This window comes from Gudongella oleilytica (assembly GCF_004101785.1).
Classification (GTDB): domain Bacteria; phylum Bacillota; class Clostridia; order Tissierellales; family Tissierellaceae; genus Gudongella; species Gudongella oleilytica.
Map to the genome: position 1 here is coordinate 304,664 of NZ_CP035130.1, position 24,536 is coordinate 329,199.

The following is a 24,536-nucleotide window of genomic DNA, read 5'->3' on the forward strand; positions in this document are numbered from 1 at the left end:
GTTAAAAACCTGCTGAGATCCATGCCGTGAGGCCTGAGATAATTAGAGTGGTACCGCGAAGTCGCCTTCGTCTCTATGAGACCGGAGGCTTTTTTATTTTCCATAAAGAGAGGATGATAGCTTTGAAAAATTTCTATTTAACGACCCCGATCTATTACCCCAGCGACAACCTGCACATAGGCCACACCTACACAACAGTTGCCGCTGACACCATCAAGCGCTATAAGAAGCTCCAGGGCTATGACGTATTCTTCACGACAGGCTCAGATGAGCACGGACAAAAGATCCAGGAAAAGGCAGCCCAGGCTGGAATGAGTCCCCAGGCTTACGTTGACAAAATAGTTGCCGACATAAAGGTACTTTGGAATATGCTCGAGATCGACTACGATTCCTTCATAAGGAGCACCGATCCAAAGCACGAGAAAGCCATAGCCGATATATTCAAGAAGCTATATGACAAGGGCGAGATATATAAGGACCAATACGAGGGAGCCTATTGTACGCCCTGCGAGTCCTTCTGGTCCGATTCCCAGCTGGTAGACGGCAACAAATGCCCGGACTGCGGCAGAGAGACCCATCTTGCCAAGGAGGAGGCATACTTCTTCAGACTTTCAAAGTACAGAGACAAGCTACTAAAGCTCTACGAGGACAATCCGGAGTTCATCCAGCCAGAGAGCAGGAAGAACGAGATGATAAACAACTTCCTCAAGGACGGATTGGATGACCTTAGCGTATCAAGAAGCAGCTTCGATTGGGGAATAAAGGTGCCCTTCGACGAGAAGCACGTGGTGTACGTATGGATAGACGCACTTTCATGCTACCTTACAGCCCTTGGGTACGGCACAGAGGATGAAACCAACTTCAACAAGTTCTGGCCGGCGGATGTACACCTGGTAGGAAAGGAAATAGTAAGGTTCCACACCATAATATGGCCAGCGATCCTGATGGCTCTTGACCTTCCCCTTCCCAAAAAAGTATTTGGCCATGGCTGGATCCTGTTTGAGGACGACAAAATGTCAAAATCAAAGGGCAATGTTATATATCCTGAGCCAATAATTGAGCTTTACGGCATAGATGCCTTCAAATACTTCCTTATGAGAGAATTCTCCTTTGGACAGGACGGCTCATTCTCAAGAGAGAAGTTCCTTCAAAGACTTAACTCGGACCTTGCGAACGATCTGGGGAACCTTGTATCAAGAACCGTGTCTATGGTAGAGAAGTATAACGGCGGGATCCTGCCTTCACCTAAGGCCGTTGAGGAGCTGGATCAGACCCTTATCACCCAGGCCACGGAAACAGCCGGCAAAGTTGAAGAATTGATGGACAAGCTTAATTTCTCCAATGCACTTGAGGAGATTTGGAAGCTCATAAGAAGGACCAACAAATATGTCGATGAGACCATGCCATGGATCCTCGCCAGGGACGGCAACACAGAAAGACTTGATACGGTTCTCTACAACCTGTCTGAGAGCCTGAGGATAGTATCGATCCTGATCCAGCCGTTTATGGTTAGGACCTCAGACGAGATAAGAAAACAGCTTGGAGTAGAAGGAGCAGTCAACTGGGAGGATGCAAAGACCTGGGGATTTCTTAAGGAAGGAACAAAGCTTCAAAAGGGAGGTATTATCTTCCCAAGACTTGATATAAAGGTTGAGCTTGAAAGACTGAATACAGCAAACAATAAGCTGATCGAGAAGAGGACTGGTGCCAGGAAGGAGACTAAATCCGAGGAGAAAAAGCCGGAGGCTCCTGTCGAAGTGGAGCCTGTTGAGGAGATAACCATTGACGACTTTGCAAAGGTTCAGCTTAAGGTCGCCAAGGTAATTGCATGCGAGGATCATCCAAAGGCCGACAAGCTCCTTGTCCTTACCCTGAAGGTAGGAGAGGAGATCCGCACCGTAGTATCCGGGATAAAGCAATGGTACAAGGCAGAGGACCTTGTTGGCAAGAAGGTCATAGTAGTGGCAAACCTTAAGCCTGTAAAGCTTAGAGGAGTTGAATCGAGAGGGATGATCATGGCTGCTGAGGATGCAGACGGCAACCTGACCCTTTTGTCAACACTTGAGGATATTGCAGATGGTTCATCCATCTCATAAGGAGGAAATATGTTTATAGATAGTCACGCCCACCTGGACGACCCAAGGTTCGACCAGGACAGGGAGAATGTAATTGAAAGCCTTAGGGAAGACGGCGTCGATGTGGTCATTAATATCGGTGCTGACAAGGAATCAAGCCTTTCGACCCTTGAGCTTGCAAGGAAATACGATAATATATATGCCGTAGCCGGAGTCCACCCCCATTCAGCCAGCGAGCTTGAGGAGGATGGTCTTGATTGGTTGAGGGAGATAGCCAAAGAGGAAAAGGTCGTGGCAATAGGTGAGATCGGGCTGGATTTTTACTACGATAATTCACCCAGGGATATACAGAGAAAATGGTTCAAGGCTCAGCTCCAGCTTGCAAAGGAGCTGGGTCTTCCCGTCGTTATCCACACAAGGGATGCCGCCAAGGAGACCTATGACATCCTTAAAGAGGCTGCAGCTGACGGGAAGCTGAAGGTCCTTATGCACTGCTATTCAGGAAGCGCGGAGATGGCAATGGATTATGCAAGGCTTGGATTCTACATTGCCCTTGGAGGAGCAGTCACCTTTAAGAATGCAAGAGTACCGAGGGAGGTTGCCTCAGTCGTACCACTTGAAAATCTAATGATAGAGACCGACTGTCCATACATGACACCTGAGCCCTTCAGAGGCAAAAGGAACGAGCCAAAGCTGGTGAACCTGGTGGCTGAGAAGATAGCAGAGATAAAGGCAATGCCAGTAGAGGAGCTTGCAAAGGCAACTGCCGATAATGCCAGGAACTTCTTCAGGCTGCCCTAACAGGAAGGAAAGATTTGATGATCAAGGAAGTAATCGTAGTAGAAGGCAGAGACGATATAACCGCAGTTAAAGCCGCCCTTGAGTGCGAGGTAATCGCAACCAACGGCTTTGGCTATGGGAAGTCATTAATAAGGACCTTGAAGTCCCTCCAGGAAAGGAGAGGGCTTATTATCCTTACCGATCCGGACTTCGGAGGAGAGAGGATCAGAAAGGACCTTTCAAAGCACATCCCCAACTGCAAGCACGCCTTCCTTCCACAGGGGAAAGCCCTTAAGAAGGGAGACGTCGGAGTTGAAAACGCAACACCTGACGATATCCGTGAAGCCATACAGAAAGCAAGGCCAAATAATGTTGAGAAGGTTGATACATTTGACTGGGAGGACATCCTCATGTTCAACCTTGCAGGTGGAAAGGGCTCAAGCGAAAGGCGTGAGAGGCTTGGAGAGATACTTGGAATCGGCTACTGCAACGGAAAGCAGATACTAAAAAGGCTCAACCACCTTGGGGTAACCAGAGACGAATTTATAAGGGCCATGGAAAGGATCGATGAGGATGGAGAATAAAAGACTGTATTCCCCAAAGCAGGTCAGAGAGGTTCTTGACAGACACGGCTTTACCTTTTCCAAGGGCCTTGGACAAAACTTCCTGATAGACGGCAACATTGTAAGAGGGATCGTAAGAGGTGCCGGTATCACAAAGGACGATTATGTTCTCGAGATAGGCCCGGGCATGGGGACTCTTACAGAGGAGCTCGCCCTCAATGCAAAAAAAGTTGTTGCCATAGAGCTTGACAACAGGCTTAAGCCCATACTTGAGGAGACCCTTTATCCCTACGATAATGTCGAGGTGGTATATGGAGATGTCCTTAAGCTCCCCTTGAGGGAAATAATCGATGAAAAGCTTGGAGGCGGCCCCGTTAAAGTGGTCGCCAATTTGCCATACTATGTTACCACGCCGATAATTGGAAGACTTCTTGAGGAGGAGCTGCCTTTCAAATCTATAAGCGTCATGGTGCAAAAAGAAGTGGCAGATCGAATGGTTGCAAGGCCGGACACCAAGGACTACGGCTCTCTTACCCTGTTTGTAAGCTTCTATACTAAGCCTGAGATCATATTGAAGGTCCCTAAGACAGTATTTATGCCTCAGCCTAAGATAGACAGCTCGGTAATCAGACTCACGATCAAGGACGAGCTTCCGGATACCAACAGGGAAAGCTTTTTTAAGCTTGTTCGAGCAGCATTCTCCAAACGAAGAAAGACTCTGATAAACGCACTGTCAACCTATGGTCTTGAGGCTGACAAGGACGAGCTTAGAGCTGCATTGGTCCGTGCAGGCATAGACGAGACGGTGCGGGGTGAGGACCTGGCACTGGAGGACTATGTAAGGCTTGCAAGGGAACTGCCGAAGCTGTAATTCACAATTCACAATGCACAATTCACAATGCACAATTCACAATTCACAATTCACAATGCACGATTAACAATTCACAATTCACAATTCACAATGAACAATGAACAATGAACAATAAACAATAGAAAAAGCAAAAAGTCAGTAGTGTTAATTCATCACTGACTGCAAAAAAAGAGAAGGATGGCAACAAGAGATTCTATTAAATGCCCGTCAATGATATAAATAATGAGCTTGGAAATTCAAAGATAGAAAACATGGACACGATCGGGGCATACATAGAGCTCACGGGATTTGCTTCTGACGAATATATTAAACAGGCTTATGGCAAGGTTTTTGGTGACTCACACTAAAGTATGCTGGTTTAATTTCCTGATCGTGTGGGTATCATAAATTGGGAGGTACTTGACACAAATACCCATATGGGGTATAATCAAACTGTGGATCATATAAAGGGGGATTAAATATGCATGAAGTAACAGTTTATACAAGCAGCACTTGCCCATATTGCACACTGGCTAAGAACCACCTGGCTGAAAAGGGTGTTTCGTATGTAGAAAAAAATGTATCGACGGATAAGGAAGCAAGGAAAGAGCTTATGGCTATGGGACATATGGGAGTTCCGGTAATAGTGATAGACGGACAGGAAGTAGTGGGCTTCGACAAGGAAAAGATAGACAATCTGCTAAAATCATAGCAAAAAAAGAAAAAGCTGAGGCGATATCGCTTCAGCTTTTGTTGGTACGACGGGCATGCCTTCTGTCTGTGGTGAAAGTCCACAAGGGGCGTAGTTGCCGACGAACCCTATAGCGACTTGCAAGGTTCACATCGTGAGGTGTGGGCGAGAGGAAGCAATAGCGAAATCGTAGCCTGACGGACAGAAACCTGATACCAAGGCTTGCATGGAGGATAAGCTGGCCAAAAGCAGTGAAGTCCAAAAGGCAATCGTAACCCATGCAGGTAGATCAGGCAGGTAGACGAGGAAAGACAGAGGACTTATCCCGTGAGGTCTCATGGGCGGCTAAAACCGTAGTAATAACGAACCATGAGAAGTCAGCAGAGGTCATAGTACTTGGAAACAAGGAAGGACTGAACAATTCAAAGTCAAATGGACTTACGGATGTAAATGCATAGGCCTGACGAGAATCTCAGTAGCGAAGACGTAACGGAGCGAAGGGTTCACAGGAGGTAAGGTTGATATGCATGAAAGCAAAACAGGAAAAGGAGACAAATCATGTCACAACTAATGGAACAGATATTATCAAGAGAGAATATGCTGCTTGCATACAAGAAGGTAAAAGCCAACAAAGGAGCAGGAGGCATAGACAACATAAGTGTAGACGAAATTGATGAATATCTGAAAGGAAACTGGGAAGACATCAAGGAACGTATTCGTAACAGAAAGTACAAACCTCAGCCGGTGCTAAGAGTTGAAATACCAAAGCCAAATGGTGGAGTAAGAAAACTTGGTATACCCACAGTGATGGACAGAATCATAGAACAGGCAATAGTGCAGGTAATCACACCCATAGTGGAGCCACATTTCAGCGAATACAGCTATGGTTTCAGGCCGGGTAGACGAGCACAACAGGCAGTCATCAAACTATTGGAATATCTGAATGACGGATATATCTACATAGTGGATATTGACCTTGAGAAGTTCTTTGATAATGTACCACAAGACAAGCTGATGACCCTTGTAGGCAAAATCATACAAGACCCTGACACAGAATCACTCATAGCTAAATATCTAAAGGCAGGAGTGATGGACAAAGGAAAATATGAAGAAACCAACGAGGGGACCCCGCAGGGAGGAAACCTCTCCCCAATACTCAGTAACATCATGCTCAATGAGCTTGACAAAGAGCTTGAAGCAAGAGGACTTAATTTTGTTAGATATGCAGATGACTGTGTAATAGCAGTAGGAAGTAGTGCAGCTTCCAACAGAGTTATGAACACCATAACAAAATGGATAGAGAGAAAACTCGGATTAAAAGTCAACGCAGAAAAGACAAGAACCACAGAACCAACAAAGCTAAAATATTTAGGATTTGGTTTTGTGAAGATGGATGGTAAATGGGAGGCAAGGCCTCATCGGGACTCCATAGTTAAATTCAAGAGAAAACTCAAGCAGCTCACAAAACGCTCATGGTCAATCAGCATGGACGATAGAATAAAGAGACTCAATTGGGTAATCAGAGGCTGGATAAACTACTTTCGAATAGGTAAAATGAAGACTAATATGATACGAATAGATGGACACTTGCGTACAAGAATCCGTATCGTGATATGGAAGCAGTGGAAAACCAGTCAGAAGAGAATGTGGGGCTTAAGAAAACTCGGTGCTCCGGAATGGATGGTAAGACAGTCGGTAGGGTTTAACAACCATTACCAGGCAGTGGCTAAAACCACAGGTTTACGTAAAATATCAAAAGAAATCCTCGCAAAGCGAGGTCTCATTAGTTGTTTGGATTATTATTTGAATTGAACCGCCGTATGCCGAACGGCACGTACGGTGGTGTGAGAGGGGAATTAATTTTCCCCTACTCGATTGTCTGAGTAATTCTGATATTAAGCGTTAAGAGTCTCCATAAGCCTGTCAAGGTCCAGGCCGTGAACCATCGCTGCTTCCTCAAGGCTCTCCATCTGGCTGGACGGACATCCAACGCAACCCATGCCGAATCTTAATAGAATCTCTATAGCTTCAGGCTTCTTTCTAATAAGCTCGCCAATAAGCATATCCTTCTTGATTTCCATGCTTCATTCCTCCTTTTAATTCATAGCATTATAGTAGCATATAAATATCATAATTGCTACATGATTTTTTGCTTTTTTGAAAATACTTTAGTCAATTTTTTAACATAAGCCGGGAATGTTTAGCTGATATCCAATAAGGATATAGATAACTACAGGAGGTGTGAGAATGAAAAAGAAAGGTTTATTTTCACTCTTGGTCAAGATATTTGTGTCCGCAGTTGTGCTGGGTATTGCCGCCTGGCTGACACCTGGCTTCTCAATATCCGGAGGCTTTGGAACTCTGTTAATAACGGCTGTGGTTGTCGGGCTTCTAAGCTGGGGAGTGGTTGAATTCATTGGAGTTAAGGCATCGCCCTTTGGAGCTGGAGCGTCCGGCTTTCTACTGACTGCGGTGATCCTTTATCTGACAAGGTATATAGTCGATGGCTTTTCAATATCTATTATGGGGGCATTGTTGGGAGCTCTGGTTCTTGGGATAGTTGATTTGGTGATCCCGGGAAACAGATTTAAATAACATATTGACTAAGAGCAATGTCTATTGTAGAATGAAATCAGATACCATATAGGGGTATATTTTGGAGGAGGAATAGAATGAAAATCGATATAACCAATACTGCCAAAGAGGAACTGGTAAAGGTCCTGGCAAATAAAAAGAATGAGAATAAGCTATTGAGGATCTATATCGCAGGCTATGGTTGAGGCGGTCCATCCTTTGGATTGGCTCTGGATGAGCTAAAAGATGATGACATCCAGGTGGAAGAGGGAGAGTTCAAGTTTGTACTTGAGGATCTTCTTACTGAAAACTTTGGAAGCTTTACAATCGACTTCAGTGACAACTGGCTGAGAAGAGGATTTTCAGTGTATCCGGATGGAGCAGCTGCGTCAAGCTGTTAATGATGACTATGAGGACAGGCAAATCACGCCTGTCTTTTTATTTTCAGCCACGAGGGACGGTCCTTTTTGGCTGGAATTGTCTTGTTATCCCAACAATTTCAGCCAAAAAGGACCGTCCCCAATGGCCATTTGAATTTCAAACAAATTTGGAGGTTTACCATGGAAATAACTCTGACCAGCTCCGCAAAAAAAGAGATCGAAAAGGCTGTATCAAAGATCAAGGGAAATAGCGTACCAAGAGTATTTCTTGCAGGCTGTGGCTGAAGTGGACCATCGTTTGGAATGACTCTGGATGAGCCAAAAAATGATGATATGATAATTCAAATTAAAGGAATCACACTAGCGATCGAGAACAAGGTCGCAGAGGAGTACAATGTTCTTACCATAGACTACACCAATAACTGGATACGCAGAGGCTTCATCGTGAGCCCGTATGGAGCGACTTATAGTGAATAGTGGAGGAGTTAAGCGATAAGCGCAAGTCGTTAGTGTTTTTGTCCTAACCCCTAGTCCCTCACCCCTGGAAATTTTTTCTTTAACTAACAACTACCTACTACTTACTACCCTCTAAAATATTTTTGTTATTCACTGTTCACTATTCACTATTAACTGTACTAACTCTTGCCAACTATTTCCTCTGTGCTATAATAAAAACAGGTTAAGTTCAAATTATGAAAGGAAGTGATGATTATGGATTCGAGCCCTTTGCCTGACAGTTGCAAAAAAAAATACAGAGCCATGGTCACCACTCTGACCGTAGGCTCCCCCCAAAACTAAATATGGGAGGAGGGATAGAATGGATGAAATATACATTCTTGAACTTATCGAAGAAAAAAAATACCTCCAGCTAAAAAAAATCCTGGAGGAGATGAACGAGGTCGACATAGCTGAGATACTTGATGACCTCGATCTTCACACTGCTCTCCTAATCTTTCGCATGCTGCCTAAAGACCTTGCAGTAGAGGTTTTTGCGCACTTCTCAATTGAGAAGCAAAGAGATATCGTAAGCTCTATTACTGACAAGGAGCTCAACTACATTATTGAGGAGCTCTTTTTTGACGACATGATAGATATGCTGGAGGAAATGCCTGCTAATATCGTCAACAAGATCCTGTCAAGAGCCACTAAGGAAGAGCGGGAGCTGATAAACCAATTCCTTAAGTATCCCCCTGATTCAGCCGGAAGCATAATGACAATAGAATATGTCGAGCTCAAAAAGACCATGACAGTCCGAGAAGCTATGGCACATATAAAGGAGACCGGCCTTATGAAGGAGACGGTCTATACTTGTTATGTCATTGATAGGAACAGAAAGCTTGAAGGGATAGTCTCTTTAAGAAACCTGGTCACTTCCGATGAAAGGATCCTCATTGGGGACCTGATGGAGGAGGATATCATTTATGTAGAGACTCATGACGACCAGGAAAAGGCTGCCAATATTTTCATAAAATACGGCCTTATTGCTTTGCCGGTAGTTGATAAAGAGGGACGGCTTACAGGGATAATCACAGTAGATGACATCATGGATGTAATGGAGACAGAAGCAACCGAGGACTTCCAAAGGATGGCTGCAATTGCACCGTCAGAAACTCCTTACCTTGAAACGAAGGTTGTGGAGCTGGCCAAACACAGAATAATATGGCTCCTTATACTGATGGTTTCGGCAACTATTTCAGGGGCTATCATAACAAATTATGAGAATGTGTTAAGCTCTGTCGTCATACTTACATCTTTTCTTCCGATGCTTATGGATACCAGCGGGAATGCAGGAAGCCAATCCTCAACACTTATCGTACGTGGACTTGCAACTGGGGAGATAGAGCTTATAGATGCTCCAAAGGTCCTGTGGAAGGAATTCAGGATCTCACTGACGGTCGGAACAACACTTGCTGTGATTAATTTCGCACGGTTATTATTTATTGAAAAAGCTAGTTATGCTATATCTGGATTGGTCTCTGTCACACTAATTTTTGCAGTTGTTATTGCAAAGGTAATTGGAGGTATCCTTCCAATTGCAGCTAAAAAAGTAAAGCTTGACCCGGCGATTATGGCGGGACCATTGATCACTACGATAGCAGATGCATTGAGCCTTGTAGTATATTTTTCCATAGCATCAGCAATATTCAAAATCTAAGAAGAAATTAAAAATCAAAACATAAAAGAGGTGATGATTGTGGACTCAAGTCCGTTACCTGCGAGTAATAAAACAAAATATGGAGCCATGATCATCGCAGGGATCAGAAGCTCCTTCTAAAATATATCCAGAAGGAGGAATAGAATGGATGAACTGAACATTCTTGAACTTATTGAAGAAAAGAAATACCTCCAACTGAAAAGAATCCTGGAGGAGATGAACGAGGTCGACATTGCTGAGATACTTGACGATCTCGACCTTCACACAGCACTTCTCATATTCCGTATGCTGCCAAAAGACCTTGCAGTAGAGGTCTTCGCACACTTTTCTATCGAGCAGCAAAGGGATCTGGTAAATGCCATGACTGACAAGGAGCTCAATTTCATACTGGATGAGCTGTTCTTCGACGACATGATCGACCTTCTTGAGGAGATGCCGGCAAATATAGTAAATAAGATCCTTATGCAATCCAGCAGCGAGGAAAGAAAGCTGATCAATCAATTTCTGAAATACCCTCCTGATTCTGCGGGAAGCATAATGACAATAGAATACGTTGAGTTACGCAAAACCATGACTGTCAGGGAAGCGATGGCTCACATCAAGGAGACCGGCCTTTCAAAGGAGACGGTCTATACGTGCTACGTGACAGACAGGAACAGAAAGCTTGAAGGGATTATCTCTTTGAGGATTCTGGTGGTTTCAGATGAAAATGCCCTTATAGAAGACCTGATGGAGGATGAGGTCATCTTCGTGGAGACTCACGATGACCAGGAAACCGTTGCGGCAGTATTCGTTAAATATGGCTTCCTTGCGATTCCTGTTGTAGATAAGGAGCACAGGTTGACCGGTATCATAACCGTCGACGATATAATGGACGTCATGGAGCAGGAGGCCACAGAGGACTTCCAGAGAATGGCAGCGATGGCACCGTCTGAGGAGCCTTACTTGACATCAAGTGTATTTGAGTTATCTAAGAAAAGAGTAGTCTGGCTATTGGCCCTTATGGTCACTGCGACTATTTCGGGTAGGATCATTGCTAGCTATGAGAAGCTTTTAAGTTCGGCAGTCATACTTGCTGCATTTATGCCGATGCTTATGAATACAGGAGGTAGCTCCGGGTCCCAAGCCTCGACCCTTGTCATCCGTGGTCTGGCAACTGGAGAAATCGAGATGTCAGATGCATTAAGGGTGGTATGGAAGGAGTTTCGCGTCAGTATACTGGTTGGATTAGTTTTAGCTATAGTTAACTTCGGGCGGCTTATGCTGTTCACAGAGGCTGATTTCAGAATATCGCTTACAGTTTCGCTGACTCTCGTAGTCACAGTAGTAATTGCCAAAATGGTAGGAAGTATTGCTCCTATTGCAGCAAAGAAACTTAAAATGGACCCTGCCATAATGGCAGCTCCCCTGATCACAACAGTCGTTGACGCAGTTGCATTGATGGTGTATTTCGGGATAGCATCGACTTTGTTGAACCTGTAGGCGTTCATGAACGCCAGTGAATAGTGAATAGTAGGGGCAGACGTCCCTGTCTGCCCGAAAAAAGATCCTTCATTACATTTAGGATGACAGGGAGACGATTAATTTGTGAATTGTGCTCTGTGAATTGTGGATTGGTTCCCCTTTCTGCCTGTATCGTCATCCCGACCAACGCGGAGGGATCTCAATAAGTTAACAGCTAATAGCGAGTAACAAACAACTTTTTTTCTAAAAATAATCTATTAATTTTTCTTAAAATAGAATATTTGATGAGTAATTGACATTGCAAGGGTATAATAGTATAATAATTCGTTTACTTGACAGGACCATATTTTTGTGCTACAATCATACCATGATGAGTGTCCCTAACACACTCCTTCTGTCCCCAGAGTTTGGGAGAAAAAAATGGAAGGTGGTTCTCGGCAAGTATGAATAGTGTTGCTCAGATCAGAAAAGACTTAGAGGGATGCATAGGCAAAAAAGTAATTCTTAGAGCCAACAGAGGTAGAAAGAAGACAACAGTGAAAGAGGGAGTACTTGAATCTGCTTATCCCAACCTTTTTGTAGTAAGGATTTGTAATCAGTACGACAGCACAAGGATGGTTTCCTACACCTACTCTGATGTACTTACATCTACCGTTGAGGTGACAATCTGCGACGAAACCGACAGACTAATAAAGATATCATAACTTGAACCTGCCCCTGGGGCAGGTTTTGTTATGTAAAAACATTTGGACAGAACACTAATTATGGTATAATTAGCCTTGTTGAATATAACAAGGCTTTACTTGGGAGAGATTCATTTGAAAACAGAAATTACAGCCTATGGAAAGGTAAACCTTGCCCTGGATGTTCTTTATAAAAGAGAAGACGGATACCACGAAATAAAGACTATAATGCAGCAGATCGACCTGTCCGACCAGCTTCTTATAAGCGAGGGAAAAAATGGGGTATCAATCAGCTGCGACAATGACCTGGTGCCTCTTGGCAGATCCAACCTTGCCTACAGGGCCTGGGAGGAGATATCAAAGCTTACGGGTACAAAAGTCGGGCTCCGGATAAGGATAGAAAAGAGGATCCCCGTAGCCGCAGGCCTCGCTGGAGGCAGCACAAACGGAGCAGCCGTGATAAAGGCACTCAACGGAATGTGGGACCTAAGGCTCACAATGCAGGAGATGATGGAAATAGGCCTTAAGATAGGAGCCGACCTTCCATTTTGCATAATGGGTGGAACTGCCTTGGCTGAAGGGATAGGCGAAAGACTGACGCCCCTTAAGCCGTTAGCGGGTATACCGATGCTTATTGCAAACCCAGGTATCCAGATTTCAACGCCCTATGCCTACAGCAGACTGAAGCTGACGGATAAAAGGATCGATATGGATAAGCTTAAATCCTGCATTGAGAATAGAGAGCTTCATTGCATAGCAAAAAACCTCTCAAACGTGATGGAGGATGCAATAATTTCTGAAAATCCTGTAATAGGTCAGATAAAGGACTTCATGATGTCAAACGGAGCTCTTGGAGCCCTTATGAGCGGCAGCGGAGCCAGCGTGTTCGGGATATTCGAGGACCCTGAAAAGCTCCATTTTGCATACGAGAAAATGAAGGACCAGGTACCCTTTGTGTTTGAAACCGGCACAGTATAGGGATTGTCAAGAATTAGTCAATATGATATATTGGGAAGCATAATACACTAAGGAGGAGAGAGGTATGGACATGGCAGCAAAAATCAAGGATCTGGCAGTTGAGCTAACAAGTATTTTAAGCGTTGTCGGAACCACTGATGAAAACAACGTGTCAGACTTTGTATTCAAGAAATTCATGGAGATGGATTATTTCAAAAACCATCCGGAAAACGTTAAATTCGTAAACACCATCGACGACCCAGTGGGAAGGAAATCAGTCCTTGCTACCATCGAGGGCAAAAAGGGCAATGACAAGAAGACGCTTGTCTTCATCGGCCACACCGACACGGTAGGAATAAGCGACTACGGCGACATGAAGGAATATGCAACAAAGCCACTTGAACTTAACGACATGCTGAGAAAGGTAACGCTTTCAGACGAAGCCAAGGTCGACCTTGAATCCGGGAATTACCTGTTCGGAAGAGGAATCTTCGACATGAAATTCGGAGTAGCAGCACTTATGGTAATGATGGAGGAATTCTCCACTAAGGTAGACGAGCTTGAAGGAAACCTGATCTTCGCAGCAGTATGCGACGAAGAAGGCAACTCAGCAGGAATGCTCTCAGTAGTGCCAGAGCTAATAAAGCTTAGAGAAGAAAAAGGCTATGACTACCTTGCAGTAGTAGACACAGACTACTCGGCACCAAAATACGTAGGAGACGAAACAAGATACATCTACGTAGGAACAGTAGGAAAGCTGATGCCAAGCTTCTATATAACAGGGAAAGAGACCCACGTAGGCGAGCCATACAAAGGACTAGACCCCAACCAGATAGCATCCGAGATAACAAGAGAATTCAACCTCAACATGGAATACTGCGACATAGCAGACGGAGAGGTAGCACTTCCTCCAATAACGCTAAGGCAACAGGACCTTAAGACAGAATACTCAGTGCAGATCGCAAGAAACTCCCTGGTATACTTCAACTACGCAACCCACAACTCCACACCAGACCAGGTAATGGAAAAGATGATAAAGGGAGCGACAAAAGCATTCCAAATAACAATAGACGACCTTAACGCACAATACAAAAAATACACAGAAGCAAGCAGCTATCCATTCGAGCCACTGCCATGGAAGGCAAGAGTAATGTCATACAATGAGCTCCTTGAGAAAGTAAAGGCAGAAAGAGGAGCAGAGGTAGACGAAAGAATAGAAGCCCTTTCAAAAGAGCTGTTAAAAGACCCAACAGTAGACGACAGGATATTCGCAATGAAGACAGTAGAAATGGTACACAACATGTGGTCAGACAAAGACCCTGTAGTAATAGGCTACTTCTCACCACCATACTATCCGCACATCTACGTAAAGGGAGAAAGCGAAAGAGAGAAAAAGCTTGTAGCAGCAGTAGATAAGGCAATAGCAAACGCAGGAGATGAATACCATATAGTAAACAAGAAATTCTATCCGTACATCTCAGACCTTAGCTATGCAGCAGCTCCAAGAGAAGAAAAGGCAGTAGAATCCCTGAAGGAAAACATGCCTGGCTTCGGAGTAAAATACAATTTGCCGCTTAAGGAAATGCAGCAACTGAACCTTCCTGTAGTAAACATAGGGCCATTCGGCAAGGATGCCCATAAGTTTACCGAAAGAGTTGAGATGGGCTACTCCTTCGGAGTGCTTCCGCAAATACTCCTTGATACAGTTACAGAATTGATGAAGTAAGACCATAGGCTGCGATCACACGCAGCCTTTTTCGTATTGAAACATAGACAAGTCTGGGATATAATGAAGGCATAAAGGCGGAGATAATTCCGCCGAATTTTAAGCGACAAGTGCCGAAAATCAAGCGCTGGTAGTTTTATGAACTGGAGGTCATTATGAAGGAGCTTTTTTTCAAGGAAAACATGACTGAAATCATGGATTATCTGGATGAGGGGATACATATAATCGATGCTGCGGGAAAGATAGTTTACTACAATAATTTTGCTAAAAGGATAGACGGAGTAGACCCGGCTAAGGCAGTAGGACAACATCTTCTTGAGATATATCCGTCCCTTGATGAGGAAACCAGCACCATGCTTACCGCTATAAGGACCGGTGTTCCCATACTTAAAAAGGAGCAGACATTTCTTAACTACAAGGGGGAGAAGATCACAACAATAAACTCCTCAATACCAATAAAAAGCAAGGGGAAGATCCTGGGAGCCATAGAGATTTCCAAGGATATCACACAGGTAAGGGAGCTTTCAGAAAAAATCGTTGACCTGCAAAACCAGCTGTATTCAGGGAACAAAAAATCGGACCAGGCGAGGGAGTCAGCCAGATTCACGTTTTATGACATAGTCGGTGAGAGCAAGGAGATAAGGAGTCTGAAGGCTCTTGCAAAAAGGGCTGCCGAGGGGGATGTGCCTGTGCTTGTATCAGGTGACACCGGTACAGGGAAGGAGCTTTTCGTCCATTCGATCCATAATGGAAGCAAGAGAAGGCACAATCCCTTTATAACACAAAACTGTGCTGCCCTTCCATCCAACCTTTTGGAAGGAATACTCTTTGGTACCACAAAAGGAGGCTTTACCGGTGCTGAGGACAGGCCCGGGCTATTCGAGCTGGCAGACGGAGGGACTCTGTTCCTCGATGAGATAAACTCAATGCCTCTGGAGCTGCAATCAAAGCTTCTACGCGTCCTTCAGGACGGTAACATCAGACGTGTCGGTGGTACAAAGATCAAAAACGTCGATGTAAGGGTAATAGCTGCAACCAACGTTTCTCCGGAGGAAGCCATTGAGAAGAAACAGCTTAGAAAAGACCTTTACTATCGCCTGAACGTAATAAGCTTTGAGATCCCTCCATTAAAGGAGAGGAAGGAAGACATCGAGGTACTCACTAACCACTTCATAGAAAAATTCAACATGAAGTTGGGAAAGAGCACTAAGGGGATATCGAGAAGAGCTCTAAACCAATTCCTGGACTATCCATGGGAGGGAAACGTACGGGAGCTGGAGCACCTTATAGAGGGGATAATGAGCATCTACGATGTGGATGTTATCGATCTTGAGCATCTGCCGCAAAAGGTCCGAAAGGCCAAGGGCAGGAAGGAAAAGCGAAGGATAAATCTTGCGCTTAACCAGGTATTGGAGGAAACAGAGAAATCACTGGTGCAGGAGGCAATGAAGCAGACCGATGGAAACATCACTCACGCTGCAGAGCTTCTCCAGATCCCCAGGCAAACCCTTCAATACAAGCTTCAAAAGTACAGCATAGTATAGCCTGAAGTGTTCATATTTCAGGCTTTTGTTTGCACCAAACGCCGAATAATCGGCACAAGGAATACCTTTTCCCTGCATGTGATCAAGGAAATGGCTATACAAGCCATTTTTTTAACAATCTTTCTATTGGCATGATATTTGCATTAATTATATAAGCATAGCAGGAAAGCTAATAGCAAGGAAAAGCTTTTAAACCAGGAGGAGGAATATTATGAGAATAGGAAATCCATACGGAACACACAGGGTAATCGAGCCAAAGGGTGTTCTTCCGCAACCGGCATTTAAGATCGACAACAACATGGAGATCTACGACAACGAAATACTTATCGACGTTAAGACACTTAACGTAGACTCAGCAAGCTTCACTCAAATCAAGGAGCAGGCAGGAGGAGACATAGAAGAGATCAAAAAGATTATGGCGGGGATCGTAGCAGAGAGAGGAAAGCACCAAAACCCTGTAACAGGATCAGGCGGAATGCTTATCGGGATCGTTGAGAAGATCGGGCCTGCATTGGAGGGTAAAACTGACCTTAAGGTAGGAGACAAGATCGCAACACTGGTATCACTTTCCCTTACGCCGCTTAGGATAGACGAGTTCCTTGAAGTCAGAAAGGATATCGACCAAGTGGACATCAAGGGTAAGGCAATACTTTTCGAATCAGGGATATATGCTGTACTTCCGGACGATATGCCTGAGACACTTGCGCTTTCAGTCCTTGACGTAGCAGGAGCTCCGGCACAGACCGCAAAGCTGGTCAAGCCTGGAGATACAGTAGTAGTTCTTGGCGGAACAGGCAAATCAGGTATGCTTTGTCTGTATGAAGCAAAGAAAAGAGCAGGAGTAACAGGTAAGGTAATATGTATCGGAAGCAGGGAGAAGACCATCGAAAGAGCGAAGGCAGCAAACCTTGCAGACGAATATATAGTAGCTGATGCAACAAATGCTATCGAGGTAATGGAGAAGGTTGCAGCGGTAACCAACGGACAAATGGCTGATATAGTCATAAACACAGTAAACATTCCAAACACTGAGATGAGCTCGATCCTTATGACTAAGGACGGCGGAACCGTATACTTCTTTTCAATGGCTACAAGCTTCACTAAGGCAGCACTTGGAGCAGAGGGAGTAGGCAAGGATGTAAACATGATCGTAGGAAACGGATACACTAAGGGCCACGCAGCGATCACTCTTCAGCTAATGAGAGAATCAGAAACCCTGAGAAAGATTTTCACAGAACTATACGCTTAACAAAAATGCTAGTGAATAAGTAATAGTGAATAGTGAATAGTATAAAAGACAGCGAAGGAGTTCATAATGAAAGAAAGTATACTATTTGAAAAAAGTAGAAATTTTGCTATTGAAATTATTTACCTCTATAAGAGACTTTCTGAAGATAAAAGAGAATATGTTTTATCAAAACAAGTATTAAGATCAGGAACGAGTATAGGTGCTAATATTAGCGAAGCTCGATTTGCTCAATCACTTAATGATTTTATTTCTAAGATGAGTATTTCATTGAAAGAGGCTAATGAAACATACTATTGGATCGACCTACTTATGGAGACTGGATATATAGATGATGAAGCTGGAGAACATTTGAGAATCAAATGCCTTGAATTAATAAGAATGTTACAGGCTTCAGTTAAGACAAGCAAAGGAAAGCTATAAAAACACTATTCACTATTCACTGTTCACTATTCACTTAAACTATATTATCGAATGGAGGAATAAAAGTGCGAAATTACAAAGATATCCCCTTGTGGAGCAACGTAGCTCCTGAAGAATGGAACGACTGGAAATGGCAGGTAAGAAACAGGATAACTGACGTTGAGACTCTTAAAAAGGTAATCAACCTGGAGCCAGGCGAAGAAGAGGCAATAAACGAGGTACTTAAGAAGTTCAGAGTTGGAATAACCCCATACTATGCATCACTTATGGACGTTGACGATCCAAAGTGCCCTGTAAGAATGCAGGCAGTTCCAACTATCATGGAAACACACATAAGCTCATCTGACATGGAAGATCCATTGCATGAAGATGCAGACTCACCGGTTGACGGACTTACTCACAGATATCCTGACAGAGTTCTTTTCCTTATCACTGACCAGTGCTCAATGTACTGCAGGCATTGTACAAGGAGAAGATTTGCTGGACAGCATGACATGGGTGCTCCAATAGAGAGGATCGACAAGTGCATCGAGTACATCAGAAATACTCCACAGGTAAGAGACGTACTTCTTTCAGGCGGAGACTGTCTGCTTGTAAGCGACGACAGACTTGAGTACATCATTAAAAAGCTTAGAGAGATCCCACACGTTGAGATCATTAGACTTGGATCAAGAACTCCGGTAGTTATGCCACAAAGAATTACTGACGACCTGGTAAACATGCTTAAGAAATACCATCCGATTTGGCTTAACACTCACTTCAACCATCCTAAGGAGATAACTCCAGAGTCAGTCGAAGCATGCAGAAAGCTTGCAGATGCAGGTATTCCACTTGGAAACCAGTCAGTACTTCTTAAAGGCGTAAACGACTGCCCACATATCATGAAACAACTGGTACACGGCCTTGTTAAGATCAGAGTAAGACCTTACTACATCTATCAATGCGACCTTTCAATGGGTATCGAGCACTTCAGAACTAAGGTATCAAAGGGAATCGAGATCATCGAGGCACTAAGAGGCCACACTTCAGGCTATGCAGTTCCTACATTCGTAGTTGACGCACCTGGAGGAGGAGGAAAGACTCCAGTTATGCCTCAGTACATCATTTCTCAGTCGCCTAACAAGATTGTTCTGAGAAACTATGAAGGCATAATCACTACCTACACTGAGCCAAACGCTCTTGAAGAAGAATGCCAGTGTGACGTTTGCCAAGGCAAGAAGAAGTCAACATCATCAGGAGTTGCAGCTCTTATGGAGGGTCCTGAAATAAAGAACCTTGAGCCAAGCTACCTTGAAAGACACGAAAGAAGCAAGAATTACAATAAATAGGGGAGACGACATGTCTTTACTACACCTTATCGGGGATGAGCACAAAATAATATCGATCGTTGGCATGAGGAAAAACTCCGGTAAGACCGTGACCCTTAACCAGCTTATATCAGAGGCCATGGAGGAGGGCATCCAAATAGGGATGACCTCCATCGGCCGTGACGGCGAATCCCTGGACCTTGTAACAGATACTGAAAAGCCAAGAATTTTTGCTGAGGAGAACACCATAGTCGCGACCACAACAGGCCTTCTGCCCTTAGGGGATGCCGGAATGGAGATACTGAAGGTAACAGACTTCAGGACGCCACTGGGCGACGTGATCATAGGGAGGGTCAAGTCACCGGGCTATATCCAGCTGGCAGGACCGCAAAGCCTTAGGGACATAAGGCAGGTGTGCGATGAGATGCTCGGTCTTGGTGCAAAATTTGTAGTGATAGACGGAGCCCTTGATAGAAAATCATCTGCAGCACCTACTATTTCAGATGCGACAATACTTTCAACAGGAGCTGCCATATCAAGAGACATAAACCGGGTCATTGAGGAAACACTTCACACAGTAAGCCTTCTTTCTCTTCCACAGGTGGATGAGGAAGACTGCTGCCTGCTTGAGGAGCTTTTGGAAGCCAACAGGCCGGCAGTAGTAACAAGGTATGGTGAGGTTAGGGATATAAACCTTGAGACGGCGCTTGGAGCAGGGCATACCCTGGCCGAAAGCCTTGACGATGAGGCAAGATACCTCCTTATACCAGGCTCTTTGGTAAGAGGAACACTGGATGATCTTACGCGATCCACAAGAGCCTATAAGGATGTTGATATAGTCGTTGCAGACGGTACAAAGATATTCATACCCCCAAGGGAATATTTGAGATTCCAAAGGATCGGGGTAAGGATCAGGGTGCTTCATCCGATCAAGCTTATCGGCATCACCATAAATCCGTATTCGCCACAAGGATATTACTTCGAGCCCTATGAATTCTTAAAAAAGATGAGAGGCTACATCAAGGATATACCGGTTTTAGACCTTATGCTGGGAGGTGAATAGTATGTTTATGGACCAGACGACAAGAGAGGCTCTGGATTTTCAATACATAATGAACAAGCTGGAGGTGCTTACCCCCTACGGCGTAATGTTCAAATCCAGGATGAAGCCCTACACCAGAGGCCAGGAGAAGCTTCTTGAGAATCAACTGAACATACTCCAAAGCCATATCCCATTCATAAGGGATAACCAGCTGAGACGAAAATTCAACAACATACTTGGGCATATGAAGGACCTTAGACTCTCCACCAAAAGAGCGATGGACGGCTTTATACTTACAGACGTCGAGCTGTTTGAGATAAAAAGCTTTCTTTTTCTAACAAGGGAGCTGGTGGAGCTTATGGAGGAAAACCGGATGCCCCAGTTTCCGGAGACCAGGATAGACCTTCTGCCAAGGCTTGAAAGGCTTCTGGACCCGGAAGACACAAAGATATCCACCTTTTATATATACGACGCTTACTCAGAGGAATTGAGAGCCCTGAGAGAGCAGAAAAGGGATAAGGACAGGGAATTAAAGCTTATGAAGAAAAGGCTCAGGGAACAGGTTGGGGAGGATCTGAACCTTGATCTAAGACCGGATGGCTCGGTGGTCATAACGAAGGACAGGACCGAGCTTCTGGAAACACTTAAAAGCTATCCCTATTTGACCTATGTATCAGAGACCTACCTGAATATCAGGTTTGTCATAAAGCCTACCGAGGAGATGACTCTTGCAGAAAGGGAGCTTCTTATCCTTAGGGATAGGGAGGAAAGAGAGGAAATGAAGATCAGAGAGAGTCTCTCCCATGAGGTTGGCAAGAGAAGAAGAGAGCTTTTCAGAAACATGTTGGCAATAGGAAAGCTCGATCTTATACTTGCAAAGGCAAGGCTTGCTGTGGATATGGATGCAGTTAAGCCAATAATAATCGACAACTTCAGGATAACCATAGAGAATGGTATCCACCCAAAGATAGCTGAGCTGTTGAAGTCTAAAAAACTCTCTTTTACTCCGGTGTCAGTCGACTTAAGAGAGGGGGTCGCCTGTATCACCGGGGCAAATATGGGAGGAAAGACAATAAGCCTAAAGATGACCGGACTTCTCTGTGCAATGGCACACCACGGAATGTACGTGCCTGCAGAGAGTATGGTGCTGGGGCTTTCAAATTACATCAAATCGTCCATAGGAGATATGCAGTCCACAGACAGCGGACTTTCAACCTTTGGCGGAGAGGTTAGGGTCGTAAGCGAAGCTATGGAAAGGGCAGATGAGGAAGGCCTTATCCTAATAGACGAGCTTGCAAGAGGCACCAACCCCGAGGAGGGGTATGCAATATCAAAGGCCATAGTCAAATACCTTAAGGACAAGCCGGCCATATCCCTTATAACCACCCACTATGACAACGTGGCGGATATGGAGGGGGTACAGCACCTTCAGGTAATCGGTCTTTCAGAATTAAACCTTGACGACTTGACAGAAGAAATTAAATACGGCGACGGCATGACCATTATAAACAAATACATGAATTACCGCCTGAGAGTCGTCGACAAATCAACCCCGATACCGAAGGATGCAATAAATATCGCGAGGATAATGGGACTTAAGAAAGAGATACTTGAAATAGCAGAAGGCATAATAGGGGAAAGTGGAAAGGGGAAAGTGTAGGGGCAGACGACCCTGTCTGCCCGTGTCATCCCGACCGAAGTGGAGGGATCTCGCATTTTCACTATTCACTGAATTGAACGAAAGGATGTGATAATTTGTCTAAACTGAAGCTTGACCAAAGTAAAATCGATGCATCAAGAAGTTCAGCACGAAACATCGCTGAGGATATTCAAAAATTCATCGACGAGCATACAACAGTTGCAACAGAAAGAACAGTCGTAAGACTTCTTGGAGTAGATGGAGTCGATGAGATCGGCAAACCACTTCCAAATGTTGTTGTAGACAACATAAAGGAAGGCGGCGGACTTGAAAGAGGAGCAGCATGGTGGGTAGGTAACGCAATGCTGAACCTTGGAGCGACGCCACAGGAGATCGCTGAGAAGATCGCAGCAGGAGAGGTGGATATAACAAGGCTTCCTGCAAAGGACGAAGCATCAATAAAAGCAGCGATCAACGACATAGCAGCAAAGACAGTAGAAAGAATAAAGGGCAACAGACAAAAAAGAGAAAACTACCTTAACACCATAGGTGAAGGCAAGAGACCTTATCTTTACGTAATCGTTGCTACAGGAAACATCTACGAGGACATCATCCAGGCAAAGGCAGCTGCAAAGCAGGGCGCAGACATAATCGCAGTAATAAGGACTACAGGTCAGTCGCTGCTTGACTACGTACCATACGGTCCAACAACAGAGGGCTTTGGCGGTACCTATGCAACCCAGGAAAACTTCAGGCTAATGAGAGCAGCGCTTGACGAGGTAGGCGAGGAGGTAGGCCGCTACATCAGACTTACCAACTACTGCTCAGGTCTTTGTATGCCTGAGATCGCAGCTATGGGAGCTCTTGAAAGGCTTGACATGATGTTAAACGATGCTCTTTACGGAATACTTTTCAGAGACATCAACATGCAAAGAACCCTTATTGACCAGTTCTTCTCAAGAGTCATCAACGGCTTTGCAGGAATCATAATAAACACAGGCGAGGACAACTACCTTACAACTGACGATGCAGTCGAGGCAGCACATACAGTTCTTGCATCCCAGTTTATAAACGAGCAGTTCGCACTTAAGGCAGGGCTTCCGGAGGAGCAAATGGGTCTTGGGCACGCATTCGAAATGGAGCCAGGAATTGAGGACGGTTTCCTTCTTGAGTTAGCACAGGCACAGATGGCAAGGGAGATATTCCCTAAAGCACCACTTAAATACATGCCTCCAACTAAGTTTATGACAGGAAACATCTTCAAGGGTCACGTGCAAAATGCAATGTTCAACATGGTATCCATAATGACCAACCAGGGCATCCAGCTTCTTGGAATGCTTACAGAAGCTATCCACACACCTCATCTTCACGACAGATACCTTTCAATAGAGAACGCCAAGTATGTCTTCAACAATGCAAGACACATAAGCGATGAGATCGAGTTCAAGGATGGAGGGATCATCCAGACGAGAGCTCAGAAGGTTCTGGACGAAGCGACAGAGCTTCTCGCTAAGATCGAGAAGGAAGGCTTGTTCCAGACTATAGAGCAAGGAAAGTTTGGTGGAGTAAGAAGATCAAGGACCGGAGGCAAGGGCCTTGACGGAGTCACCAAAAAGGATGCGGGCTATTTCAATCCCTTCATCCCAATGATGCTTGGAGGTGACAGGTAATGTACGAGGTACAAAAAGTAGATTTGACAAGGGTAAAACCCTATGGCGATACAATGAACGACGGAGCAGTTCAGCTTGGCTTCAGCCTGCCAGTACCCTACGGAGACGAGGCAAACGAGGCAGCAAGACAGCTTGCAGCAAAAATGGGCTTCGAAGAACCTGCAGTAGTATACTCACATGACCTTGGAATTGGCTACACCTACTTCGTAGTATATGGCAAAACTGTACACACAGTAGACTACACTACGATAGAGGTTCCAAAGGTAGATGTTGATGTAATGGAAAAGGAAGACATAGAAGCTTTTATCAGAGACAACATCAAAAGACCAGTGGTCGTTCTTGGAGCATGTACCGGAACAGATGCCCACACAGTAGGGATCGACGCCATCATGAACATGAAGGGCTATGCTGGACACTACGGCCTTGAAAGATACGAGGGAATGGATGCCTACAACCTTGGAAGCCAGGTCCCAAACGAGGAGCTTGTCGCTAAGGCGATAGAGCTTAAAGCAGATGCAATACTTGTTTCCCAGGTAGTAACTCAAAAGGACGTCCATATTCCAAACCTTACAGAGCTTGTTGAGCTTCTTGAGGCAGAGGGGATAAGGGATAAGGTAGTGCTTGTCTGCGGAGGGCCGAGACTAAGTCACGAGCTTGCCAAAGAGCTGGGATACGACGCAGGCTTTGGAACTGGCAGCTACGCAGAGGACGTCGCAACCTTCATTGTAAACGAAATCGTAAAGAGAAACCTAATCTAATTCACAATG

General features: G+C 44.7%; 25 protein-coding genes and 1 other annotated feature (1 of these 26 cut by a window edge). Of the genes, 24 read left to right on the top strand and 1 reads right to left on the bottom strand.

Annotation, left to right across the window (positions count from 1 at the left end):
* Positions 1-78: a binding site (T-box leader), on the top strand; it begins 150 nt to the left of the window's first position.
* Between the two features lie 17 nt (positions 79-95).
* The 8 genes from metG (at position 96) to ltrA (ending at position 6,771) form a co-directional block, all read left to right on the top strand.
* On the top strand, positions 96-2,096 hold the full coding sequence (gene metG, locus EC328_RS01470; protein WP_276318551.1) for a methionine--tRNA ligase: 2,001 nt from the start codon (positions 96-98) through the stop codon (positions 2,094-2,096).
* Positions 2,097-2,105: 9 nt separating this feature from the next.
* Positions 2,106-2,876: a TatD family hydrolase gene (locus EC328_RS01475; protein WP_128425156.1), complete on the top strand. Its 771-nt coding sequence runs from the start codon at positions 2,106-2,108 to the stop codon at positions 2,874-2,876.
* 17 nt (positions 2,877-2,893) lie between these two features.
* On the top strand, positions 2,894-3,439 hold the full coding sequence (rnmV, locus tag EC328_RS01480; RefSeq protein ID WP_128425157.1) for a ribonuclease M5: 546 nt from the start codon (positions 2,894-2,896) through the stop codon (positions 3,437-3,439).
* Entirely contained in the window at positions 3,429-4,289 is an 861-nt protein-coding gene (gene rsmA / locus EC328_RS01485; protein WP_128425158.1) for a 16S rRNA (adenine(1518)-N(6)/adenine(1519)-N(6))-dimethyltransferase RsmA, read from the top strand. Before rnmV ends, rsmA begins: the two co-directional genes overlap by 11 nt.
* A 200-nt stretch (positions 4,290-4,489) precedes the next feature.
* Positions 4,490-4,636 (top strand): hypothetical protein, encoded by a 147-nt coding sequence (locus EC328_RS11460; protein WP_164905992.1) that lies wholly within the window; start codon positions 4,490-4,492, stop codon positions 4,634-4,636.
* Positions 4,637-4,749: 113 nt separating this feature from the next.
* Positions 4,750-4,980: a glutaredoxin family protein gene (locus EC328_RS01490; protein ID WP_128425159.1), complete on the top strand. Its 231-nt coding sequence runs from the start codon at positions 4,750-4,752 to the stop codon at positions 4,978-4,980.
* Positions 4,981-5,237: 257 nt separating this feature from the next.
* Positions 5,238-5,417 (top strand): hypothetical protein, encoded by a 180-nt coding sequence (locus EC328_RS01495; protein WP_128425093.1) that lies wholly within the window; start codon positions 5,238-5,240, stop codon positions 5,415-5,417.
* A gap of 112 nt (positions 5,418-5,529) precedes the next feature.
* Positions 5,530-6,771 carry a group II intron reverse transcriptase/maturase gene (gene ltrA / locus EC328_RS01500; RefSeq protein WP_240671456.1) on the top strand — a complete coding sequence of 414 codons (1,242 nt, stop codon included), beginning with the start codon at positions 5,530-5,532 and terminating at the stop codon, positions 6,769-6,771.
* Between the two features lie 83 nt (positions 6,772-6,854).
* Here the strand turns inward: ltrA and EC328_RS01505 are convergent, their stop codons facing one another.
* Positions 6,855-7,040, bottom strand: coding sequence for a DUF1858 domain-containing protein (locus EC328_RS01505; protein ID WP_128425160.1), 186 nt, complete (start codon positions 7,038-7,040; stop codon positions 6,855-6,857).
* A 166-nt stretch (positions 7,041-7,206) separates the two neighbouring features.
* Between EC328_RS01505 and EC328_RS01510 the strand changes: the two genes are divergently transcribed.
* The 16 genes from EC328_RS01510 (at position 7,207) to kamE (ending at position 24,527) form a co-directional block, all read left to right on the top strand.
* Positions 7,207-7,554, top strand: a complete 348-nt coding sequence (locus EC328_RS01510) for a phage holin family protein (protein WP_128425161.1) — start codon at positions 7,207-7,209, stop codon at positions 7,552-7,554.
* A 77-nt stretch (positions 7,555-7,631) separates the two neighbouring features.
* A complete protein-coding gene (locus EC328_RS11860) occupies positions 7,632-7,934 on the top strand; it encodes an iron-sulfur cluster biosynthesis family protein (RefSeq protein WP_332925322.1) in 303 nt (100 codons plus the stop codon).
* A 159-nt stretch (positions 7,935-8,093) separates the two neighbouring features.
* Positions 8,094-8,390 carry an iron-sulfur cluster assembly accessory protein gene (locus tag EC328_RS11865; RefSeq protein WP_332925370.1) on the top strand — a complete coding sequence of 99 codons (297 nt, stop codon included), beginning with the start codon at positions 8,094-8,096 and terminating at the stop codon, positions 8,388-8,390.
* A 340-nt stretch (positions 8,391-8,730) separates the two neighbouring features.
* The gene (gene mgtE / locus EC328_RS01515; protein ID WP_128425162.1) at positions 8,731-10,068 is read left to right on the top strand and encodes a magnesium transporter; all 1,338 of its coding nucleotides are present in this window, start codon (positions 8,731-8,733) and stop codon (positions 10,066-10,068) included.
* A 144-nt stretch (positions 10,069-10,212) separates the two neighbouring features.
* The gene (gene mgtE / locus EC328_RS01520; protein ID WP_128425163.1) at positions 10,213-11,550 is read left to right on the top strand and encodes a magnesium transporter; all 1,338 of its coding nucleotides are present in this window, start codon (positions 10,213-10,215) and stop codon (positions 11,548-11,550) included.
* Positions 11,551-11,975: 425 nt separating this feature from the next.
* A complete protein-coding gene (locus EC328_RS01525; RefSeq protein ID WP_128425164.1) occupies positions 11,976-12,236 on the top strand; it encodes a Veg family protein in 261 nt (86 codons plus the stop codon).
* 114 nt (positions 12,237-12,350) lie between these two features.
* Positions 12,351-13,193, top strand: a complete 843-nt coding sequence (gene ispE / locus EC328_RS01530; protein WP_128425165.1) for a 4-(cytidine 5'-diphospho)-2-C-methyl-D-erythritol kinase — start codon at positions 12,351-12,353, stop codon at positions 13,191-13,193.
* A gap of 64 nt (positions 13,194-13,257) precedes the next feature.
* Positions 13,258-14,898 (top strand): M20/M25/M40 family metallo-hydrolase, encoded by a 1,641-nt coding sequence (locus EC328_RS01535; RefSeq protein WP_128425166.1) that lies wholly within the window; start codon positions 13,258-13,260, stop codon positions 14,896-14,898.
* A gap of 155 nt (positions 14,899-15,053) precedes the next feature.
* Complete coding sequence (locus tag EC328_RS01540; protein WP_128425167.1) at positions 15,054-16,442, top strand: sigma-54 interaction domain-containing protein; 1,389 nt, start codon at positions 15,054-15,056, stop codon at positions 16,440-16,442.
* 211 nt (positions 16,443-16,653) lie between these two features.
* Complete coding sequence (gene kdd / locus EC328_RS01545; protein WP_128425168.1) at positions 16,654-17,691, top strand: L-erythro-3,5-diaminohexanoate dehydrogenase; 1,038 nt, start codon at positions 16,654-16,656, stop codon at positions 17,689-17,691.
* Positions 17,692-17,757: 66 nt separating this feature from the next.
* The gene (locus tag EC328_RS01550) at positions 17,758-18,111 is read left to right on the top strand and encodes a four helix bundle protein (protein WP_128425169.1); all 354 of its coding nucleotides are present in this window, start codon (positions 17,758-17,760) and stop codon (positions 18,109-18,111) included.
* 65 nt (positions 18,112-18,176) lie between these two features.
* On the top strand, positions 18,177-19,439 hold the full coding sequence (gene kamA / locus EC328_RS01555; protein ID WP_128425170.1) for a lysine 2,3-aminomutase: 1,263 nt from the start codon (positions 18,177-18,179) through the stop codon (positions 19,437-19,439).
* The gene (gene kamB / locus EC328_RS01560; protein ID WP_240671504.1) at positions 19,402-20,481 is read left to right on the top strand and encodes a lysine 5,6-aminomutase reactivase subunit KamB; all 1,080 of its coding nucleotides are present in this window, start codon (positions 19,402-19,404) and stop codon (positions 20,479-20,481) included. Before kamA ends, kamB begins: the two co-directional genes overlap by 38 nt.
* A 1-nt stretch (position 20,482) precedes the next feature.
* A complete protein-coding gene (gene kamC, locus EC328_RS01565; RefSeq protein ID WP_128425171.1) occupies positions 20,483-22,120 on the top strand; it encodes a lysine 5,6-aminomutase reactivase ATPase KamC in 1,638 nt (545 codons plus the stop codon).
* Between the two features lie 95 nt (positions 22,121-22,215).
* Positions 22,216-23,769: a lysine 5,6-aminomutase subunit alpha gene (gene kamD / locus EC328_RS01570; RefSeq protein WP_128425172.1), complete on the top strand. Its 1,554-nt coding sequence runs from the start codon at positions 22,216-22,218 to the stop codon at positions 23,767-23,769.
* Complete coding sequence (kamE, locus tag EC328_RS01575) at positions 23,769-24,527, top strand: lysine 5,6-aminomutase subunit beta (protein WP_128425173.1); 759 nt, start codon at positions 23,769-23,771, stop codon at positions 24,525-24,527. Before kamD ends, kamE begins: the two co-directional genes overlap by 1 nt.
* Positions 24,528-24,536: the final 9 nt, after the last annotated feature.

Coding starts and splice junctions, on each gene's coding strand:
- EC328_RS01525 (WP_128425164.1), top strand. CDS start 11,976: ATGAATAGTGTTGCTCAGATCAGAAAAGACTTAGAGGGATGCATAGGC.
- EC328_RS01475 (WP_128425156.1), top strand. CDS start 2,106: ATGTTTATAGATAGTCACGCCCACCTGGACGACCCAAGGTTCGACCAG.
- EC328_RS01505 (WP_128425160.1), bottom strand. CDS start 7,040: ATGGAAATCAAGAAGGATATGCTTATTGGCGAGCTTATTAGAAAGAAG.
- kamC (WP_128425171.1), top strand. CDS start 20,483: ATGTTTATGGACCAGACGACAAGAGAGGCTCTGGATTTTCAATACATA.
- EC328_RS01535 (WP_128425166.1), top strand. CDS start 13,258: ATGGACATGGCAGCAAAAATCAAGGATCTGGCAGTTGAGCTAACAAGT.
- EC328_RS01540 (WP_128425167.1), top strand. CDS start 15,054: ATGAAGGAGCTTTTTTTCAAGGAAAACATGACTGAAATCATGGATTAT.
- EC328_RS01550 (WP_128425169.1), top strand. CDS start 17,758: ATGAAAGAAAGTATACTATTTGAAAAAAGTAGAAATTTTGCTATTGAA.
- kdd (WP_128425168.1), top strand. CDS start 16,654: ATGAGAATAGGAAATCCATACGGAACACACAGGGTAATCGAGCCAAAG.
- EC328_RS01495 (WP_128425093.1), top strand. CDS start 5,238: ATGCAGGTAGATCAGGCAGGTAGACGAGGAAAGACAGAGGACTTATCC.
- EC328_RS01490 (WP_128425159.1), top strand. CDS start 4,750: ATGCATGAAGTAACAGTTTATACAAGCAGCACTTGCCCATATTGCACA.
- rsmA (WP_128425158.1), top strand. CDS start 3,429: ATGGAGAATAAAAGACTGTATTCCCCAAAGCAGGTCAGAGAGGTTCTT.
- rnmV (WP_128425157.1), top strand. CDS start 2,894: ATGATCAAGGAAGTAATCGTAGTAGAAGGCAGAGACGATATAACCGCA.
- mgtE (WP_128425162.1), top strand. CDS start 8,731: ATGGATGAAATATACATTCTTGAACTTATCGAAGAAAAAAAATACCTC.
- mgtE (WP_128425163.1), top strand. CDS start 10,213: ATGGATGAACTGAACATTCTTGAACTTATTGAAGAAAAGAAATACCTC.
- EC328_RS01510 (WP_128425161.1), top strand. CDS start 7,207: ATGAAAAAGAAAGGTTTATTTTCACTCTTGGTCAAGATATTTGTGTCC.
- EC328_RS11460 (WP_164905992.1), top strand. CDS start 4,490: ATGCCCGTCAATGATATAAATAATGAGCTTGGAAATTCAAAGATAGAA.
- ltrA (WP_240671456.1), top strand. CDS start 5,530: ATGGAACAGATATTATCAAGAGAGAATATGCTGCTTGCATACAAGAAG.
- kamE (WP_128425173.1), top strand. CDS start 23,769: ATGTACGAGGTACAAAAAGTAGATTTGACAAGGGTAAAACCCTATGGC.